Below are 15,584 nucleotides of genomic sequence, written 5' to 3' on the forward strand. Positions count from 1 at the left end.
GTCACGCCGGCCGGGGGAGTCCGAGACGTCCCTGCGGATCGCCCGGCGGAGTCGCGACCACGACCGGTGTTCGGCAGTCCAGAAGGGCGGCAAAAGGTAGCGTGGAAGTGCGGCAAAAGGTAGCGTGCAGCAGTGCCGAATCCGCCCTCCTACGTTCCGCGCGTAGTCGACGCCGAGCTCGGCGAGTACCTCGCCGGACTGCCGGCCGTGGCTCTCGAAGGGGCCAAGGGGGTCGGGAAGACGCGAACGGCGTCGCAGCGAGCGACGACCGTCCGCCAGCTCGACGACCCGGCACTACGGGACCTCCTGAAGGCTGAGCCCGCACGGGCACTCGTGGGAGAACCTCCTGTCCTCGTCGACGAGTGGCAGCACGTACCGGCGACGTGGGACGCCGTCCGCCGTGCGGTCGACGCCGGAGCCGCGCCGGGGTCGTACCTCCTCGCCGGGTCCGCGGTCCCGCGGGACACCGGAGTGCACAGCGGAGCCGGTCGCATCGTGCGGTTGCGGATGCGCCCCATGACGCTGTCCGAGCGAGGTGTCGCCCAGCCCACGGTGTCCCTGGCGCGGTTGCTCGCGGGCGGGGCGCCGGACGTGGTCGGCTCGACGGCGGTCGCGCTCGAGGACTACGCCGAGGAGATCTGCCGCTCCGGCCTGCCGGCGATCCGCTCGCTCCCTCCTCGCCTGCGCCGGGCTCAGCTGGACGGCTACGTCGACAGCATCATCGACCGCGACTTCCCCGACCTCGGGCGCGCGGTGCGGAACCCCGCTCCCCTGCGACGCTGGATGACCGCCTACGCCGCTGCGGAATCGACGGTCACCGCCTACGACCGGCTCGTGGAGGCAGCCACTCCCGGGGAGGTGGACAAGCCGGCCAAGACCACCACGACCGCCTACCGGGACATCCTCGAGCGCCTCTGGTTCCTCGATCCGGTACCCGCGTGGACTCCGTTCCGGAACCACCTCGCCCGTCTCGCGGCCGCCCCGAAGCACCACCTCGCCGACCCCGCCTTCGCCGCCCGGATGCTGGGGGTCGACGTCGTCGCGCTCCTCGGCGCCAGTCCGGCCCGAGGTGCCGGCCGCGAGGCGACGTTGCTCGGCCAGCTCTTCGAGTCGTTGGTGACGCTCGACGTGCGGGTCTACGCGCAGGCGGCTGAAGCACGAGTGGGGCACCTGCGGGTCCGCAGCGGCGAGCACGAAGTGGATCTCGTCGTGGAACGGGGTGACGGCAAGGTCGTCGCCGTCGAGGTGAAGCTCGCCGGGGCGGTGACCGACGCTGACGTGAAGCACCTGCGCTGGCTGCAGGGAGTGCTCGGTGCGGACCTGCTCGACGCCGTCGTCGTCACGACCGGCCCCGAGGCCTACCGCCGGCGGGACGGGATCGCGGTGGTGCCGGCGGCGTTGCTGGGGCCGTGAGCTTCCAGCGCCGTCAGGGAGCGCTCGCCGCGGACGGGTGGACCAGGCCGTCGGCCATCTGCTGGACCACCGCCAGTCCGAGCACCACCGCCAGGAACCCCACGAGCCCGGCCACGACCAGGACGAGGAACACCAGGAGCAGACGTCGAGGCCACGGGAGCTGGCGGGCCCGGCGCGCGACCGGTCGCCGGTGGTTCGTGCGCACCGCTCGTCCCGAGGGCACGGCCGGCAGAGCGCCGGTGGTGGTGAGGACCGGGCTGTGGGCGCCGTCGAGGGTGGCCTTCAAGAATGCCGCGGTCCGCCGGACGGCGCGGGGTTCCAACCGGACCTCGAGCCCACGCAAGAACGCGACGAGGTCGCTGCGTCCCACCACGGTGATCCCCGACGTCGTCCGCTGCGGTTCCTGCTCCTGCGCGACCAGGCAGAGCAGGCCGCTGGTCGACGAGCGGACCGCCGGCTCCAGCAGGGCGGACACGGCCGCCACGGCGCTCGCGATCGCCTCCAGCTCGCGGTCCTTGCGCCACGACTCGTTGCGCAGCAGACCGTCCCGGACGGACACCTGGCCCGACCAGTTCTTCGCGTCGACGACGACGACGCCGCCGGGACCGATCGCGACGTGGTCCAGGTTGGCCTTCGGCCGCCCGGGCCAGTGGACGTCGTGGAGCACGACCCACCCCTCGGCCTCGAGTTCTGTCAGGGTCACGGCGACCAGGCGCTCACCCTCGGCGCCGGTGGTCCAGGCGTGGTGACGTCGTTCGGCGGCCGCGACGCGGGCCGGCGATTCCTCGCTCGCAGGTTCCCGTCGGAGCCGCTCCAGGCGTGCGGCGACCCGCCGGGCCTGCTCGTCCGCCCCGGCGCCCGCTGTGGTCATGACCGGTGCTTCGGGAACCGGCACCGGCGGCTTGAGCTCGCGTCACCAGGCCGGGACCGCCGTCACGGAACAACCGTCCCGTCGTGGAAGTCGTACACCCCCGGAGCCCGCCACAACGGTGAGCCCGGGCCGGTCGACCGGTACAACCCGCGCGCCGCGTTCCGCATCCGCTCGGTCTCGACCGGCCAGCGCAGCGGGGCCGCGACGGCCTGAAGGTCCACCTCGGAGCGAGCCAGGACGTCCCGCACGTGGTCCACGACGGGCAGCGTCGCGAGCTTGTCCCCGTTGCAGCGCGGATCCGTGAGGACGAGGTTGCGCACCCCGTCGATGGCGACCCTCGACCACGGCAGCACGTGGTCGACGTGCACCGCCCCGGGCAGCGTTCGCCTGCAGTAGAAGCAGCGGTTCTGCTGGAACTCCCGCAGACCGGGAGCGAGGCGCGCGACGCCCGCGCGGTTCGCGTCGAACAGGAACGCGCGCAGGTCGGGGATCTCGAGTTCGGCGCTGTTGTGACGCTGGACGTCGTCGACCCACCACTGCTGCAGGACCGGCTGCAGCATCGGGGACACCCGGGCTATCGCGGACGCGACCCCGGGGAACAACGTGATCGACCAGTCGTGAGCGTCGAGGCTCGACACGGTCGTCTTCTTGCTCAGCCACGAGTCGTCGTAGAGGAAGGCCGTTCCCGGTTCGCGCCCACCCGTCCTCTGCAGGGCGAAGAGGGGTTGCTGCGCGAGCGTTATCGAGAGGCGCCGGATCGTCGTCGCCCACTCCTGCAGGGCCGCCTCCTTGAACTGGGCCACCGAGAACAGGCCCCGCTGTTCGGCTCCGCTGCGCAAGGACCTGATGGTGTCCACGATCGTCACGGTCCCCGCGCGGGACTGCTCGTTCTGCCGCAGGACCCCGTGTTCCCCGAAGACCCGCACCGGGGCCAGTACGCCTCGACCACCCGGGACGCGAGGTCACGGATCGGCACCCTGAGGACCGCATCGTCGGAGACCGGGTTCTCGAAGCAGTGCTGGACGAGGGCGTCGAGGGTCGCCAGCTTGTACGTCGAGGCGCGTCGGCCCGTCGCCATGAGCTGCGCAAGGCGGGCGCCGAGGTCGAGCGGGTCCACGGTGTCTCCTGCAGATGGCCCTCGCACGTCAGAAGAACCGGCGAAGGTGCTCCCGCAGGGGCTCGTCGCAGACGTAGACGTACGTCCCCGCGATTCCCCGCGTCAGCAGTACCGCGTAGATGTTCCTGACGAACTGCAGGAGCTCCTCGTCGGAGTAGGTGATCCCGCGCTTGACGTTGTTCTGCTTTCCCTTGGCGTCGAAGTAGTTCTTCTTGTCGAAGACGACCCGTCCGCTCTCAGGATCGAATCGCAGATCTTCGCCGATGATGACGCCGGCGACGTTGAGGTCGTATCCCTGAATGGTGTGGATCGAGCCGACCTCGTCGAGAGACGTAGGCGTGTCGACCCAGTCGACCTGGGTCCTGTTCCACCGCAGCTCGACTCCGTCGACGACGATGTCGAAGGCCTCGGGGTCCTTCTTGCTCGCCCAGGGCCAGGCGTAGCCGGCCAGAAGGCGAGCGAGGCCGTGCGACGCGTCCTTCTCGACGACCGCCGTTCGCATGTCCTGCATGTTGTCGAAGAAGCGGAGGTCGTAGCCGTCGAACCCCTGCCGCTTCGTCACTGAGCCGTCGAGGACCCCGCGTACGTACCCCACGTAGTCGGATCCGGCTCTGACCCGCATCTGGGACGTGAGCCGGTAGTGCCGCTTCGCCGTGTGTGCCGTCGACACCAGGGCGTTGAGAGCCGCTCGCGGAAGGTCGGAGGGGCGGACCGCCTGTGCTGCGTCGACGAGGTAGATCTGATGCCGGCTGATCTTGTTGATCCAGTCGAGCTGTGTGAGTTCCAGGTCGTCGTGTCCGAAAAGCTTCTCGTTCACGACGCGGAAGTCGGCGTTCTGGGGACCGGAGCCGAGACTGGCCCGCTGGTTGAGGCGATGTGCCTCGTCCACGATCAGCAGGTCGAACATGTCGTCCGCCTTACCGGCCTCGAAGGCCGTGATGACCATGTCAGGGCCGAGGCCGGGCGTCTTCTTGAAGACCTTCCGGATCGAGCCGCGCAGGGACTGTTGTGGCACCACCAGGCCGACCCGGAAGTCCCGCAAGAGCTGCGGGTAGCCCTCGACGAAGAACTCGGAGAGCATCGAGTCGCTGTCGACGGGCTCGCTCAGGTCGGCGTTCTTGATGTCGCTCAGAAGCTTCATCAGGTAGATCCCGACGACCGTCTTACCGGTTCCAGGATCGCCCTGGATCACGATGCGACTGGACCGGTCGCGCTCGAGGTCGTCGAACAATCCCGAGAGGATGTCCTCAACGGCGATCGCCTGTTCCGGGGTGAGGGCCTTGAAGGGCGACAGCTTGAAGAGGTCGGTGTTCTCGATCTCCTTGATGGAGCGGCTGAACGCACCCAGCTCGCGCAGCTCGTCGAAGATCGCCTCGAAGGTGGGCCGGTACGTCGAGCGACGGTAGTAGTCGGCGTCGGTGATCCCGTCGTTCCGGTTGAGGACCTGGTATCTGTCGTCGCCGTGGAACCAGCGGATCAGGTGCGATTCCAGGTCGAGGCACACCGACTTGTTGAAGGTCGGGTCCAGCACGACGCGGGCGTGTCGCAGCTCTTTCTTCGCGGTGTCGAGGTGCTGCTTGAACCGCCCGGCGGCGTTCAGTGATTCGCCAACGTAGATCTTCCCTGCGCCGTCCAGGGTGTAGACGACCGGCCAGTTGCGGTGCCGCCCGTCGAGCGCCTGCCACGCCTTGAGGTCCGTACCGGAGAACGTGAACTGCTGGATCTCAAAGTCGGTCATGCTTGGTGCTCCGCCCCCGGGCCTTGTCGACCGGATACTTCAGCCGGGTCTCGGCGAGCTTGTCCAGGACGACGGCGTCTGCGTCCGTGCCGAGTGCGTCGGCGAGGAGGAGACAGTAGGTGAGCACGTCCGCCAGCTCACCCCGCACTCGCTGCGGGTCGGCCTCGGAGGACCACTGGAAGCATTCCAGCAGCTCGCCCGCCTCGATGGCGATGCTCTTCGCGAGACTCTCGGGGGTGTGGAACTGAGCCCAGTCGCGCTCGGCCACCATTTCCCGCAGCTGCTCCACCACCGTCGTCCTGACCATGATCGGATCCTAGATCGGGCCGGCGAGGTCGTCGCTACCTGCCCCGCCCCTCGTGCGCCTCGCTTGCGCGGTGACCTTACGAGCGTAGCTGCTGATCCATCCCCTCGACGAGCTTCTTAGCGAGCCGCACCATGGCGGAGGCCTTGTTCGCCGTCATGTACGTCGTGCCGTACTGCGACGTGGACTTGTCGCTGAGCAGCCGCCGTAGCGCGATGGCGAGGTCCTCGGCCGCCCGAATGCTGCCGAGCACGTGCACAGCCTCCTGGTGGTCCTGACCCTGCGGCTGCTCCTTCAGGACGTGTCCGCAGATCGCGTCGCTCGCGGCGATACCGGCCAGTACCGCGAGGGCGCTCACGCCCCGCGGCAGGGCCGGGTCGGAGGTGTCATCTTCGACCATGCGCGCGACCTCGAGGAACTTGCGAGCCGCCTCGGCGCGCACGCGAACCTCGGCGGGCGCCATGGGCTGCATCCATGGGGACACGAGCGGGGAGTCACGGGGTCGCCTCCAGCAGCTGCTGGATTGAGGGGCCGACGATGGAGATGGCGTCTCGGCGCCAGTTCTCGACGATGGGGTCGTCCTGCTCGACGGCTCGACGAATGTCGGGCAAACGTGTTGCGTAGACCTGGATCTCGTTGCCCGTCCAGCGGCGGCCCTGTTCTCCAGGTCGTCCACGAGGAGGTCGCCGGCATCGGCGGGCGTGACCTCGGGGAGGACGAGCAGCAGGTCGATGTCGCTGTCGCTCTTCGCCTCCCCGCGGGCGAAGGATCCGAAGTAGGCGAGGGAGGGTTCCCCGTCCGGAAGGTGCTCGCGGACCAGTGAACGGAGGCGTTCATCGAGGTCAGCCCGGGGCGCGAACACCTCGAAGGCGGCTGCGAGGGCCGGGAAGGCGAGGTGGTCCTCGTTGAGGCGGTACTCCCACGCCCGCCCGACCTGCCGTGCCTCGACGAGGCCCTGCGCAACGAGCCGGGCGAGGGCTGCTGCGGTTCCCCGGTACGAGCCGGTGGCGCTGGCGCGGTGGACCTCGCTCCCGGTCAGAGGGGTGGTCCGCCGCCACAGGGCGCGCAGGGCAGCAGCCTGCACCGGTGGGAAGAGGGTGCTGAACGGCTGGGTTCAGTCCACGCGTCATCCTCCTGACCATCTTCACTAAAGTGCTGTCATTGACACAATAGTGTCGATGACGGCGATTCAGACCTCCAAGCTCGACGTCCACGACGCCTTCCACGACCACGTGGAACTCGCCGCCGCCGTCACCCGTGGGGACGAGCGGATGGCTGAGGCGCTGGCGTTCGCGCACATCGAGCGGGATCGGGAGCCGTCCCTGACGGTGCTGAAGCAGCAGGGGTACTGAGCCGCGGGGTACAGCCAGCACCACCTTGATCCGGTAGCCGAGGGGATGGGATGGGCCGACCGTGGAAACCACGATGGACGGGTCAACCACCCCATCGTCCCCAGGAGTCGTCGTGAAGGACCCCTACGCGCTCGAGAACCCTACGGACCGCCACGCAGCCGTCCCACCGGTCGGCCCCCGGCCCCGACGCAGCCCGGTCTGGGCGTGGGTCCTGCTGGTCCTCGGCCTGCTCGTCAACGTCGCCGGCTCGGCCGGGACGCTGCCGCTCGCCGTCGGCGTCGCCGGCGGGGTGCTCGCCCTCGCCGGCGTTGTCGGCCTGGTCACCGCCCGCCGGTCCCGCCGGTGACCGCGCTCCCGCAGCAGGTCCGGCGGTCCGCCCCGGCCCCGGTCCTGGCGGAACCTCCTGCCGTGGAACTGGACCACGTCACCCGCGCCCACCCCGGGGGAATCGTCGCGTTGCGCGACGTCTCGCTGCGAGTTCCGCGAGGGCAGTTCCTGGCCGTCACCGGGTCCTCCGGCTCCGGCAAGAGCACGCTGCTCCAGTGCGCCGCGGGCCTCGACGTCCCCACCAGCGGCCGCGTCTCCCTCGCCGGCACCGACCTGACCGGTCTCGGCGAGACGGCCCGCACCCGGTTGCGCCGCGACCGCCTCGGGTTCGTGTTCCAGGCCTACAACCTGCTGCCCGCGCTCACCGTCGCCGACAACATCACCCTGCCGCTGCGACTCGCCGGGCGGGCCCCGGACGTCGAACGGGTCCACCGCCTCATCGACCGCGTCGGGCTCGGCGACCGGCTCGGGCACCACCCGGCGGAACTTTCCGGCGGTCAGCAGCAGCGGGCGGCCATCGTCCGCGCCCTGGTCACCGACCCCGCCGTCGTCTTCGCCGACGAACCCACCGGGGCGCTGGACCCGCGCACGGGCGCCGCGGTGCTGGACCTGCTGCGCGACCTCGTCACCGAACTCGGGCAGACCGTCGTCATGGTCACCCACGACCCCGCAGCCGCCTCCCGTGCCCACCGCACGATCGTCGTCGAGGACGGCTGCATCACCGAGGACCGCACCGCCGACGAGGAGGGGAACTGACGCGCTGCGCCTGTGCCTGAACCTGTTGCGCCACCGCGTTCCCGCCATGGTGGCCGTCGCCTGTGCCCTCTTCGGCGCGGCGCTCCTGCTGACCGCCACCGGGGTCCTGGCCGAGACCGGGGTCCGCTCCCACCTGCCTGTCGGCCGGCTCGCCGCGGCCGACGTGGTCGTCTCCGCCGAGCAGTCCCTGCCCACGGCCGAGGACGTCGACGTCGCCCTGCCCGAACGGGTCGGTGTCCCCGCCGCTCTCGCCGACCGGCTCGCGCAGGTCCCCGGTGTCCGGGCCGCTGTGGCGGACGTGTCGTTCCCGGTCGCGGTGGTCGGCCCCGGCGGACGGGTCGTCGCCACCCGCGGCCACGGGGAGTCCTCCGCCACCCTCAGCGGTGACGAGACGCCCCCCGCCCTCGACGGCGACGGGGTCGCGCTCGCCGCCGACGTCGCCGCGGCGGCCGGAGTGCGGGTGGGAGAGGAGGTGACGCTGCGCGTCGACGGCCGGGAGCGCCCCGCGCGGATCGCCGCCCTTGTCGCCGCCCCCGCCACGGGGGTCTTCCTCGACGACGCCGCCGCCGGGGCCGTCACCGGTCCCGGGCGCGCCGACCTCGTCGGAGTGCGGGCCGAGGACGGGCGGACCGCGGAGGTCGCGGCCGCCGTCCGCGCCCTGCTCGCCCGTGACAACAACGGGACGCGGTTCGTCGTGGCCACCGGCGCCGCCCGCGGCGACGCGACCCTGCCGTCCGCGGCGGCGCAGCGGGGCACGCTGGTGATCCTCGCCTCCTCGATGGGCGGGGTGCCGCTGGTCGTCGTCGGCCTCGTCGTCGCCGGTGCGCTGGGCACCGTCGTCGCGACCCAGCGGCGGGACCTTGCGCTGCTGCGCGCGGTCGGCACCACCCCGCGGCAGGTGCGGTCCCTGGTCGCCGGGCAGGCCACCCTCGTCGGGACCGCCGCCGCGCTGCCCGGGATCCTGCTGGGGTACCTCCTCGCCGGGCGCTCGCTGGACCTGCTCGCCACCGGCGGCCTCGTCCCGCCCGACCTGCCGCTCGTCCTCAGCCCGCTCCCGGCCCTGGCCGCCCTGCTCATCGTGGCGCTCATCGCCCAGGGCACCGGCCGGTGGGCGGCACGGGGCACCTCCCGCGCCCCGCTGGCCGACGTCCTCGCCGAGTCCACCTCCGGTCCCCGGACGCCCTCGCGCACCAAGACGCTCGTCGGCCTGCTCCTCGTCGCGGCCTCGATCCCCCTCGCCGCGCCGCCGCTGTTCTCCGGCACCCTCGACGCCGCGGCCGGCACGGCGCTCGCGGGCATGGTCGCGGCCGTGGGGATCGCCCTGGCCGGGCCGGACCTGCTGCGCCGCGGCAGCGAACTCCTCGCCCGTCGCGGCGGTTTCCGCCGGGGCAGCGCGCACCGCTCGGTGACGTCCTGGCTGGCGGTGCAGAACCTGCGCGGGAACCTCGTGCGGTCAGCGGGCACGACGACCGCGCTGACGGCCACGGTGGTGTTCGCCCTGACCTACACCCTGACCCAGACGACCGTCCTGGCCGCCGCGACTCGCGACACCGCGGCGGCGACCGCCGGCACCCGGACTGTCACCGCCGTCGGCGGGGTGGGGGACGACCTGCTCGACGCCGTCACCGCCGTCCCGGGGGTCCGCGCGGCCACCGTCGGCGACACGAGCGTGGTGCTGGGACGGACGGTGCTGGGCGACCCCGAGGTGGAGGCCGAACCCGCGCTCGTCCTGGGCCCGGGCGCCGCGAAGGTCCTCGACCTCGGCGTCACCGCGGGAACCCTCGACGACCTCACCGGAGCCACCGTCGCGCTGGGCGAGAACGCCGCCCGGTCCCTGCACGTCGGGGTGGGGAGTTCAGTGCCGCTGCGGCTGGGCGACGGGACGTCGGTCACGGTCCGCGTCGTCGCCGTCCACTCCCGCGGCGGGGGGCTCGGCGAGGTTGCGCTGCCGGCGGATCTGGTGCGGGACCACACGTCCGGACGCCTCCCCGACCGGTTGCTAGTGCGCACCGACGGCGCGGCGGCCGAGCGGGCGCTGGCCGCGGTCCTCCGCGACCGCCCGGGGGTGGAACTCGCGGGAACCACCACGTCGACCGCCGTCCCGGCCGTCACGGTGCTGAACTTCGCCGTCCTCGGGATCCTCGTGGCGTACCTGCTGCTCGGGGTGGTCAACACCCTCGTCGCCTCCACCACGGCCCGCCGCGGGGAGTTCGAGGCCCTGCGCCACGCCGGCGCCACCCCCCGGCAGGTCCGGGGCGCGGTGCGGCGGGAGAACACCTGGCTCGCCGCGGCCGCGGTGCTCGCCGGGATCGCCGTCTCCGTGGTCCCGCTGGCGATACTGGGGGTGGGTTTCCTCGGCCGCCCCTGGGCGGCGGGGCCCTGGTGGTTCCCGGTGGCCACGGTCGTCGTGGTGGTGGCGGTCGCGCTGCCGGCGGTGGAACTGTCGGCCCGGCGGACGCTGCGCCGGGCCTGAGGGCCACCAGTCGTGGGCAATTCCCCCGCAAGTCGGTCCATCGGCAGGTCGGACAGGTCGCGTAGATCATCCAGTTCGACGTCTGCTTCCAGACGCACGTGACCGCGGCCGGGCCGTCCACGACGTCCCGCCGCGGCACGTGCAGGAGGGGCTGCAGAGCGGGCACGAGGGGCGCTCGCCTCGCCGCCCTGCTCGCGGCCAGGCCCCGCGCACTGACTTGCTGGGGGTCGCGTACCGGCTCGCTAGTCAGAGCATCCTCCCGGCCCAGGCGAGGCCAGGCGGCGCCGCAGCCGTCCGTGCAGTTCTGCCCGGGCTGCGATCGACATGAGTCGCGTCGCACTCTTCTCCGTTAGCGATCTGCCAGGCTCGACATGCGTCCGTTTGGGGAGTCTGCGGCTCATCGTGTGAAGTTGACCCATGGATGTGCCGTTGAAGTACAGAGCCCCAAAGCTCTGCTGCGTCGATCGAGTGGCATCGCCTGGCTTCAGCTGAGTAGCTGACGGACGCCGCTGGACGTCGTACGGTGCGATGAGGCAATAGGTGACGGCGCTTCAGTGGCAGGTCGCGGAAGCAGGAGAAGAACGGCACTGGACTGAGATGTCGGACGAGAAGATCGCGCCCCTCAAGCGTCTGCTGCCGAGGGCGTTCGTGTGGGGCAAGCGCTACGTCCATGACGTGGCACCTGTGCCGGCTCCCACTGATCCCACACCGCCTGCTGCGACACCTGATCATGGTGCGCAGCATGCGGCAGTCGATCCATCGGCGCAGGCATCTCAGCCCCTGCGACACCCCGTATCCCCTAACATGCCGCTCCTCGGCCCCCACGTCACTCCAATGGTCATGGCGATGCTGTGGTTGGGACACCCGCGCCGTCCGCGCCGTGTCCGAGACGTGAGTCCTCTCTCCAGTCCTTACTGGAGGGCTGTCCTACCGCGACGTGCTGGCGACCTCATGGACCGCTGGCTCAGTGACGTGGCTCTCGAGGAACGTCTTGTGCTGGCTGCTGATGTCTCACGCACGATCCTCGCTGAGGCGCTCGATGACTGCATCGCTGACCTTCTGCCGGGTATCCGATCGTCCGCGATGGCGTTCGACGACCTACCGCTGACCGACGATCAACGCCGAGCACTCTCGTCGAACCACCTAGTGGACGTGCTCGACGTGAGTGAATTGTCGCCACGGCAGTTGTGGGAGATACCTGACTTCGGCGCTGATGGGGCTTGGCGAATCGTCGCTGCTGGGGTGCTCACAGGGTTGGGTGACCCGGCGTCGTTGGTGGCGAAGATCCCACCGATGCCTCGCGAGTCGAGGAAGATCCAGGCTTCGTCGGCTACCGAAGTGAAGACGACGCGGCCCCTCGAAGACTCGCCTGCCGCGAAGGCCCAGCATGAGGTGTTGGAGCTGGCGGAATGGCTGCACTTCGTCGGACGGTCGAGCGACGAGATTCTGACCAGCGATCTTTCCTTCCGCATTCGTCAGATCGATGGAGCACGGCAGCGCCTCAGTGCGATGACGCCATCCGAGCTCGTGCCAGCGGATCAGGTGATGACACCCGCTGATGAGCTGGGCCTCTTCTTCGGGCCACTTCCTGACCGGGAGCTCGATGTCCTCAGTGCTCGGAAGATCAGCCTCGAGCCGGACACCTTAGAAGTCATCGGCGCGCGCCACGGAGTATCGCGTGAGCGCATTCGGCAACTCGAGCGAAACGTCCTGAAGGAGCTCGTCCACCACTTCGAGGCATCGGGCAAGCTGCTGGAGCTGACGCGAGCGATGAAGGACCTGGTCGACCGACCGACACCCCTGCGAACCGTCTTGACCCAGCTACCTTCCTTGACCGATAGCGTCTACCGCATCGATCAGCCGGTGTGGCGAGTCCTCAATGCCGTTTCTCCGCATCTCGTCGTCGAAAGTGATTGGCTCCTGCCCGTCAACGCTTCGGAGGCGATCTCGCAGACCAAGGAGATCCTGACCTCCGGTGCGCCGTCCGGGCTGGTTCCCGTCTCCTGGATCGAGGAGAACTACGCGAGCATCGTCAACGGGGACCGATCGGATGCCTTGTCGTGGATCATCGGACCGTGCGGCTTGCGGGTCGTTCGCGACCACGTCCTCACTGGCGGAGGCAGTGCGCAGGACTTGGCCGCCCTGGCGTTGCAAGTGCTTGAGCAGCCAGCAAGTGTTGAGGAGATCAAAGAAGCGGTTGACATGCCGCAATCCATCGGCTCCATCCGCAATGCTCTAGCCGTCGATGAGCGCTTCGCACGAGTGGACAGGAAACTCTGGGCATTGACCAGCTGGGGATTGAGTGAGTATACGAGCGTTCGTGAGGTGATCGGCGATCTGCTCAGGCAGCACGACGGAGAGATGTCGCTCCACGCTCTCACGGCCGAAGTGACGTCGCGTTTCGACGTCGCAGCGAGCAGTGTTGAGGCGTACGCACGGTCTCGTCCGTACGGCGTACAGCGGGGCATCGTTCGCTTCCAGGATGCGGACGACGTGAAGCCCCGGTCGCGGCCGCTTCCTCGGCGGGTCTACCGCAGAGGCTCTGAAGTCTTGCTGCGCCTCACGGTGACCGACGACCACCTGCGGGGTAGCGGGTTCCCCGTTGGTGTGGGCCTGGTCGATGCATTGGGTGTTCCGCCAGGAGAGCGTTGGGTGCTCTCGGGGACAGCGGGAGACGTACGTCTCAGCTGGACGCGACAGCAGCCGGCGTGCGGCTCCATCAGGGCTTACTTGATGGCGCTCGACAGCAAGCCTGGCGATGTCGTTCTCGGGTGCTTCTCCGAGTCGACGTTCCACGTCGAGCGTGTCGAACTGCCGGCAGACGGCGATGCTGAGCTGACGATCAAGAGATTGATTGGCCAGCCTGATGCCCTCGATGCGCGACAAGCACTCGCGGAGGCTTTGGACAACCCGATCGACTCCACGTGGGCCAGTCTCTTTGACACCGTCACGGGTCGCGGGGATCACGACATCGCCGACTTGCTGCCCCAGGCGCATCAGGCAGCCAGCGGAGAGAAGCCGGCGCCGAAGGTCTCCGAAAGCGCCAACATCGATGACATCCTGGACCTGCTGTGAATGCAGTTGACACGCCAGGCGCTTCCGCGACGTCCTTCAGGTCTCTCGGCCTGCACGGCAACTACCGAAGCGATCGAAGTGACGTCGTCCGTGATCTTTACGTTCCGCTCCTCAGCACTGCTACCGAGTACAACCGAGCAGTCGGGTATTTCACGTCGACGAGCCTCGCCTTGGTCTCGCGAGGGTTGAGCGGCTTCGTCGATGCCGGCCATCGGATTCGTCTCATCGCATCTCCGCAACTCGAGCTGGAAGACATCGCCGACATCGAGAAGGGGTACTCGATTCGTGAGGTCGTCAGCCGGGCCGCCACTCGGGAGCTGGCAGCGATCGATGATGAAGCAGTGCTCGACGGGCTGGGCTACCTCGGGCGACTCATCGCACGGGGTCAGCTCGACATCAAGCTCGCCTTCGTCAGCAAAGGTTCTCGCCACGGCATCTACCACGAGAAAATCGCTTACCTGCGCGACCGCTTGGGCGACGTGGTCGCCTTCACGGGCAGCTCGAACGAGACCGCGGGGGGCATGGTCGCCAACTTCGAGACGGTCGAGGTCTACCGCTCCTGGTTGCCTGGAGATGGCGAACGAGCGATCCGCATCGTCCAGGACTTCGACTCGCTGTGGTCGAACGCCACGCGGGGACTCGAGGTGGTCACCTTCCCAGACGTCGCGAAGGATCAGTTGATCGCTCTCAGCACCCGCCCCGGAGCGGATGGACTCGACGGCCGCGATGACGCGCTCGTCATCGACTCGGGAGGTGCTGACGACACGGCTGCTGTGTTGCGTCGACCTGCGTGGCTCACCCCCCGGGAGTATCAGCGCACCGCGGTCACGGCCTGGCTGGCTGGCCGCGGTCGCGGCATCCTCAAGATGGCGACCGGGACCGGTAAGACGAAGACCGCGCTCCTCGCTGCCAGCGTCGTCGCTGCAACGCACCGACGCGACGATCAACCCCTCGTGACACTCATCGTGGCCCCGTACCAGAACCTCGTGGACCAGTGGATCGCCGAGGTCGACGACTTCGGGGTGGCCGCCATCGGCATCTACCAGTCCAGTGAGCGGTGGGTACGGCAGGTCGAGACAGCCCTCGCGGCGGCTCGTCTGGGGACGCGCGCCTCTGTGGTCCTCGTGGCGACCAACGACTCCTTCGCCCTCGACAAGTTCCAACAGATCTTGTCCCGTCTCGACCTCACCCTGTTGATCATCGCCGATGAGGCCCACCACATGGGATCCGCCCGCATGCGGGCTCTACTACCTGAGGTAGCCACGTACCGGTTGGCCCTCTCGGCGACACCCGAGCGGTGGTTCGACGACGAGGGGACGGCTGCGCTCGAAGACTACTTCGGCCCGGTCATCTACGAGCTGGGCCTCGGAGAGGCCATCGAGATGGGCGCCTTGTGCCGGTACCGCTACCTGCCGCGAGTGGTGGAGCTCGATGACGACGAGACCACCCTCTACGCCGAGCTGTCCCGCAAGATCGGCACCTTGATGAGGGCCGGTGAGTCCGTCGACGACACGGCATCACCCCTGGGGTACTTGCTGAGGGAACGTGCCGGCGTCCTCGGTCATGCAGTCGGCAAGCGCAGCCTCCTGGAGGTCGACCTCGGTCGTCGACGTGACGAGTGGTTCCAGCTCGTCTACTGCGCCGAGGGACGGTCGCCGCTCCTCCGGGAGGTGTCGGACGCCCGGTCGCAGATCGACGAGGTGGTGGCTCTGGTGGGGAGGAATCTGCAGCTGCGTGTCGGCAAGTACGTCGCTGAGACGTCGCTGCGCGAGCGACGCACGCTGCTGCGGCGCTTCGAGCGAGGTGGTGACCTGCAAGTACTGGCAGCAATGCGCTGCCTCGACGAAGGTGTCGACATCCCCGGCGCACGCGTCGCCTACCTCTTGGCGAGCAGCAGCAATCCCCGGCAATTCATCCAGAGGCGCGGTCGCATCCTGCGGCCCGCCCCCGGCAAAGAGCACGCGGAGATCTACGACTACATCGTCGTGCCGCAACCGCACGACTCCCTGTCCCAAGAAGCGGAGCGTGCGCTCATGAGTCGCGAACTCGCTCGCGCCGCCGAGTTCGGGAAGTTGGCGGACAACTACGGCGAAGCCCTCGCTGCGCTGCGGCCTTTGAAGCAGCGCTTCCAGCTGTTGGACCTGTGATGACGGAGGTG

General features: G+C 69.4%; 13 protein-coding genes and 1 pseudogene. 7 read left to right on the plus strand and 7 right to left on the minus strand.

The genetic code is table 11. The features are described 5' to 3' along the window. Window positions 1-132 precede the first annotated feature (132 nt). Complete coding sequence (locus tag AC0I8G_RS21115) at window positions 133-1,413, plus strand: ATP-binding protein (RefSeq protein ID WP_471731688.1); 1,281 nt, start codon at window positions 133-135, stop codon at window positions 1,411-1,413. A gap of 13 nt (window positions 1,414-1,426) precedes the next feature. Here the strand turns inward: AC0I8G_RS21115 and AC0I8G_RS21120 are convergent, their stop codons facing one another. The 7 genes and pseudogenes from AC0I8G_RS21120 to AC0I8G_RS21150 all read right to left on the minus strand — a co-directional run. Continuing rightward, window positions 1,427-2,284 carry a nuclease-related domain-containing protein gene (locus AC0I8G_RS21120; protein ID WP_471731689.1) on the minus strand — a complete coding sequence of 286 codons (858 nt, stop codon included), beginning with the start codon at window positions 2,282-2,284 and terminating at the stop codon, window positions 1,427-1,429. Window positions 2,285-2,346: 62 nt separating this feature from the next. Next, a complete protein-coding gene (locus AC0I8G_RS21125; protein ID WP_471731690.1) occupies window positions 2,347-3,141 on the minus strand; it encodes an HNH endonuclease domain-containing protein in 795 nt (264 codons plus the stop codon). 5 nt (window positions 3,142-3,146) lie between these two features. Beyond that, window positions 3,147-3,401: a hypothetical protein gene (locus AC0I8G_RS21130; RefSeq protein ID WP_471731691.1), complete on the minus strand. Its 255-nt coding sequence runs from the start codon at window positions 3,399-3,401 to the stop codon at window positions 3,147-3,149. Between the two features lie 28 nt (window positions 3,402-3,429). Next, on the minus strand, window positions 3,430-5,139 hold the full coding sequence (locus AC0I8G_RS21135) for a DNA/RNA helicase domain-containing protein (RefSeq protein WP_471731692.1): 1,710 nt from the start codon (window positions 5,137-5,139) through the stop codon (window positions 3,430-3,432). Continuing rightward, complete coding sequence (locus AC0I8G_RS21140) at window positions 5,126-5,446, minus strand: nucleotide pyrophosphohydrolase (protein ID WP_471731693.1); 321 nt, start codon at window positions 5,444-5,446, stop codon at window positions 5,126-5,128. Before AC0I8G_RS21140 ends, AC0I8G_RS21135 begins: the two co-directional genes overlap by 14 nt. Before the next feature lie 76 nt (window positions 5,447-5,522). Next, on the minus strand, window positions 5,523-5,906 hold the full coding sequence (locus AC0I8G_RS21145; protein WP_471731723.1) for a hypothetical protein: 384 nt from the start codon (window positions 5,904-5,906) through the stop codon (window positions 5,523-5,525). 225 nt (window positions 5,907-6,131) lie between these two features. Further along, window positions 6,132-6,527, minus strand: a pseudogene (locus AC0I8G_RS21150) (nucleotidyltransferase domain-containing protein); the annotation flags it as partial. Window positions 6,528-6,621: 94 nt separating this feature from the next. Here AC0I8G_RS21150 and AC0I8G_RS21155 point away from each other — a divergent pair. From AC0I8G_RS21155 to AC0I8G_RS21180, 6 genes are all read left to right on the plus strand, one after another. After that, window positions 6,622-6,795: a hypothetical protein gene (locus tag AC0I8G_RS21155; protein ID WP_471731694.1), complete on the plus strand. Its 174-nt coding sequence runs from the start codon at window positions 6,622-6,624 to the stop codon at window positions 6,793-6,795. Window positions 6,796-6,907: 112 nt separating this feature from the next. Further along, window positions 6,908-7,141 (plus strand): DUF3040 domain-containing protein, encoded by a 234-nt coding sequence (locus AC0I8G_RS21160; RefSeq protein WP_471731695.1) that lies wholly within the window; start codon window positions 6,908-6,910, stop codon window positions 7,139-7,141. Between the two features lie 62 nt (window positions 7,142-7,203). Next, the gene (locus tag AC0I8G_RS21165) at window positions 7,204-7,878 is read left to right on the plus strand and encodes an ABC transporter ATP-binding protein (protein ID WP_471731696.1); all 675 of its coding nucleotides are present in this window, start codon (window positions 7,204-7,206) and stop codon (window positions 7,876-7,878) included. 46 nt (window positions 7,879-7,924) lie between these two features. Further along, on the plus strand, window positions 7,925-10,351 hold the full coding sequence (locus AC0I8G_RS21170) for an FtsX-like permease family protein (protein ID WP_471731697.1): 2,427 nt from the start codon (window positions 7,925-7,927) through the stop codon (window positions 10,349-10,351). Window positions 10,352-11,302: 951 nt separating this feature from the next. Further along, window positions 11,303-13,426 (plus strand): sigma factor-like helix-turn-helix DNA-binding protein, encoded by a 2,124-nt coding sequence (locus tag AC0I8G_RS21175; protein ID WP_471731698.1) that lies wholly within the window; start codon window positions 11,303-11,305, stop codon window positions 13,424-13,426. Between the two features lie 185 nt (window positions 13,427-13,611). Continuing rightward, window positions 13,612-15,573: a DEAD/DEAH box helicase family protein gene (locus tag AC0I8G_RS21180; RefSeq protein ID WP_471731699.1), complete on the plus strand. Its 1,962-nt coding sequence runs from the start codon at window positions 13,612-13,614 to the stop codon at window positions 15,571-15,573. The last annotated feature ends 11 nt before the right edge of the window (window positions 15,574-15,584 follow it).

It is taken from the genome of Kineococcus sp. AC630, from assembly GCF_979255925.1.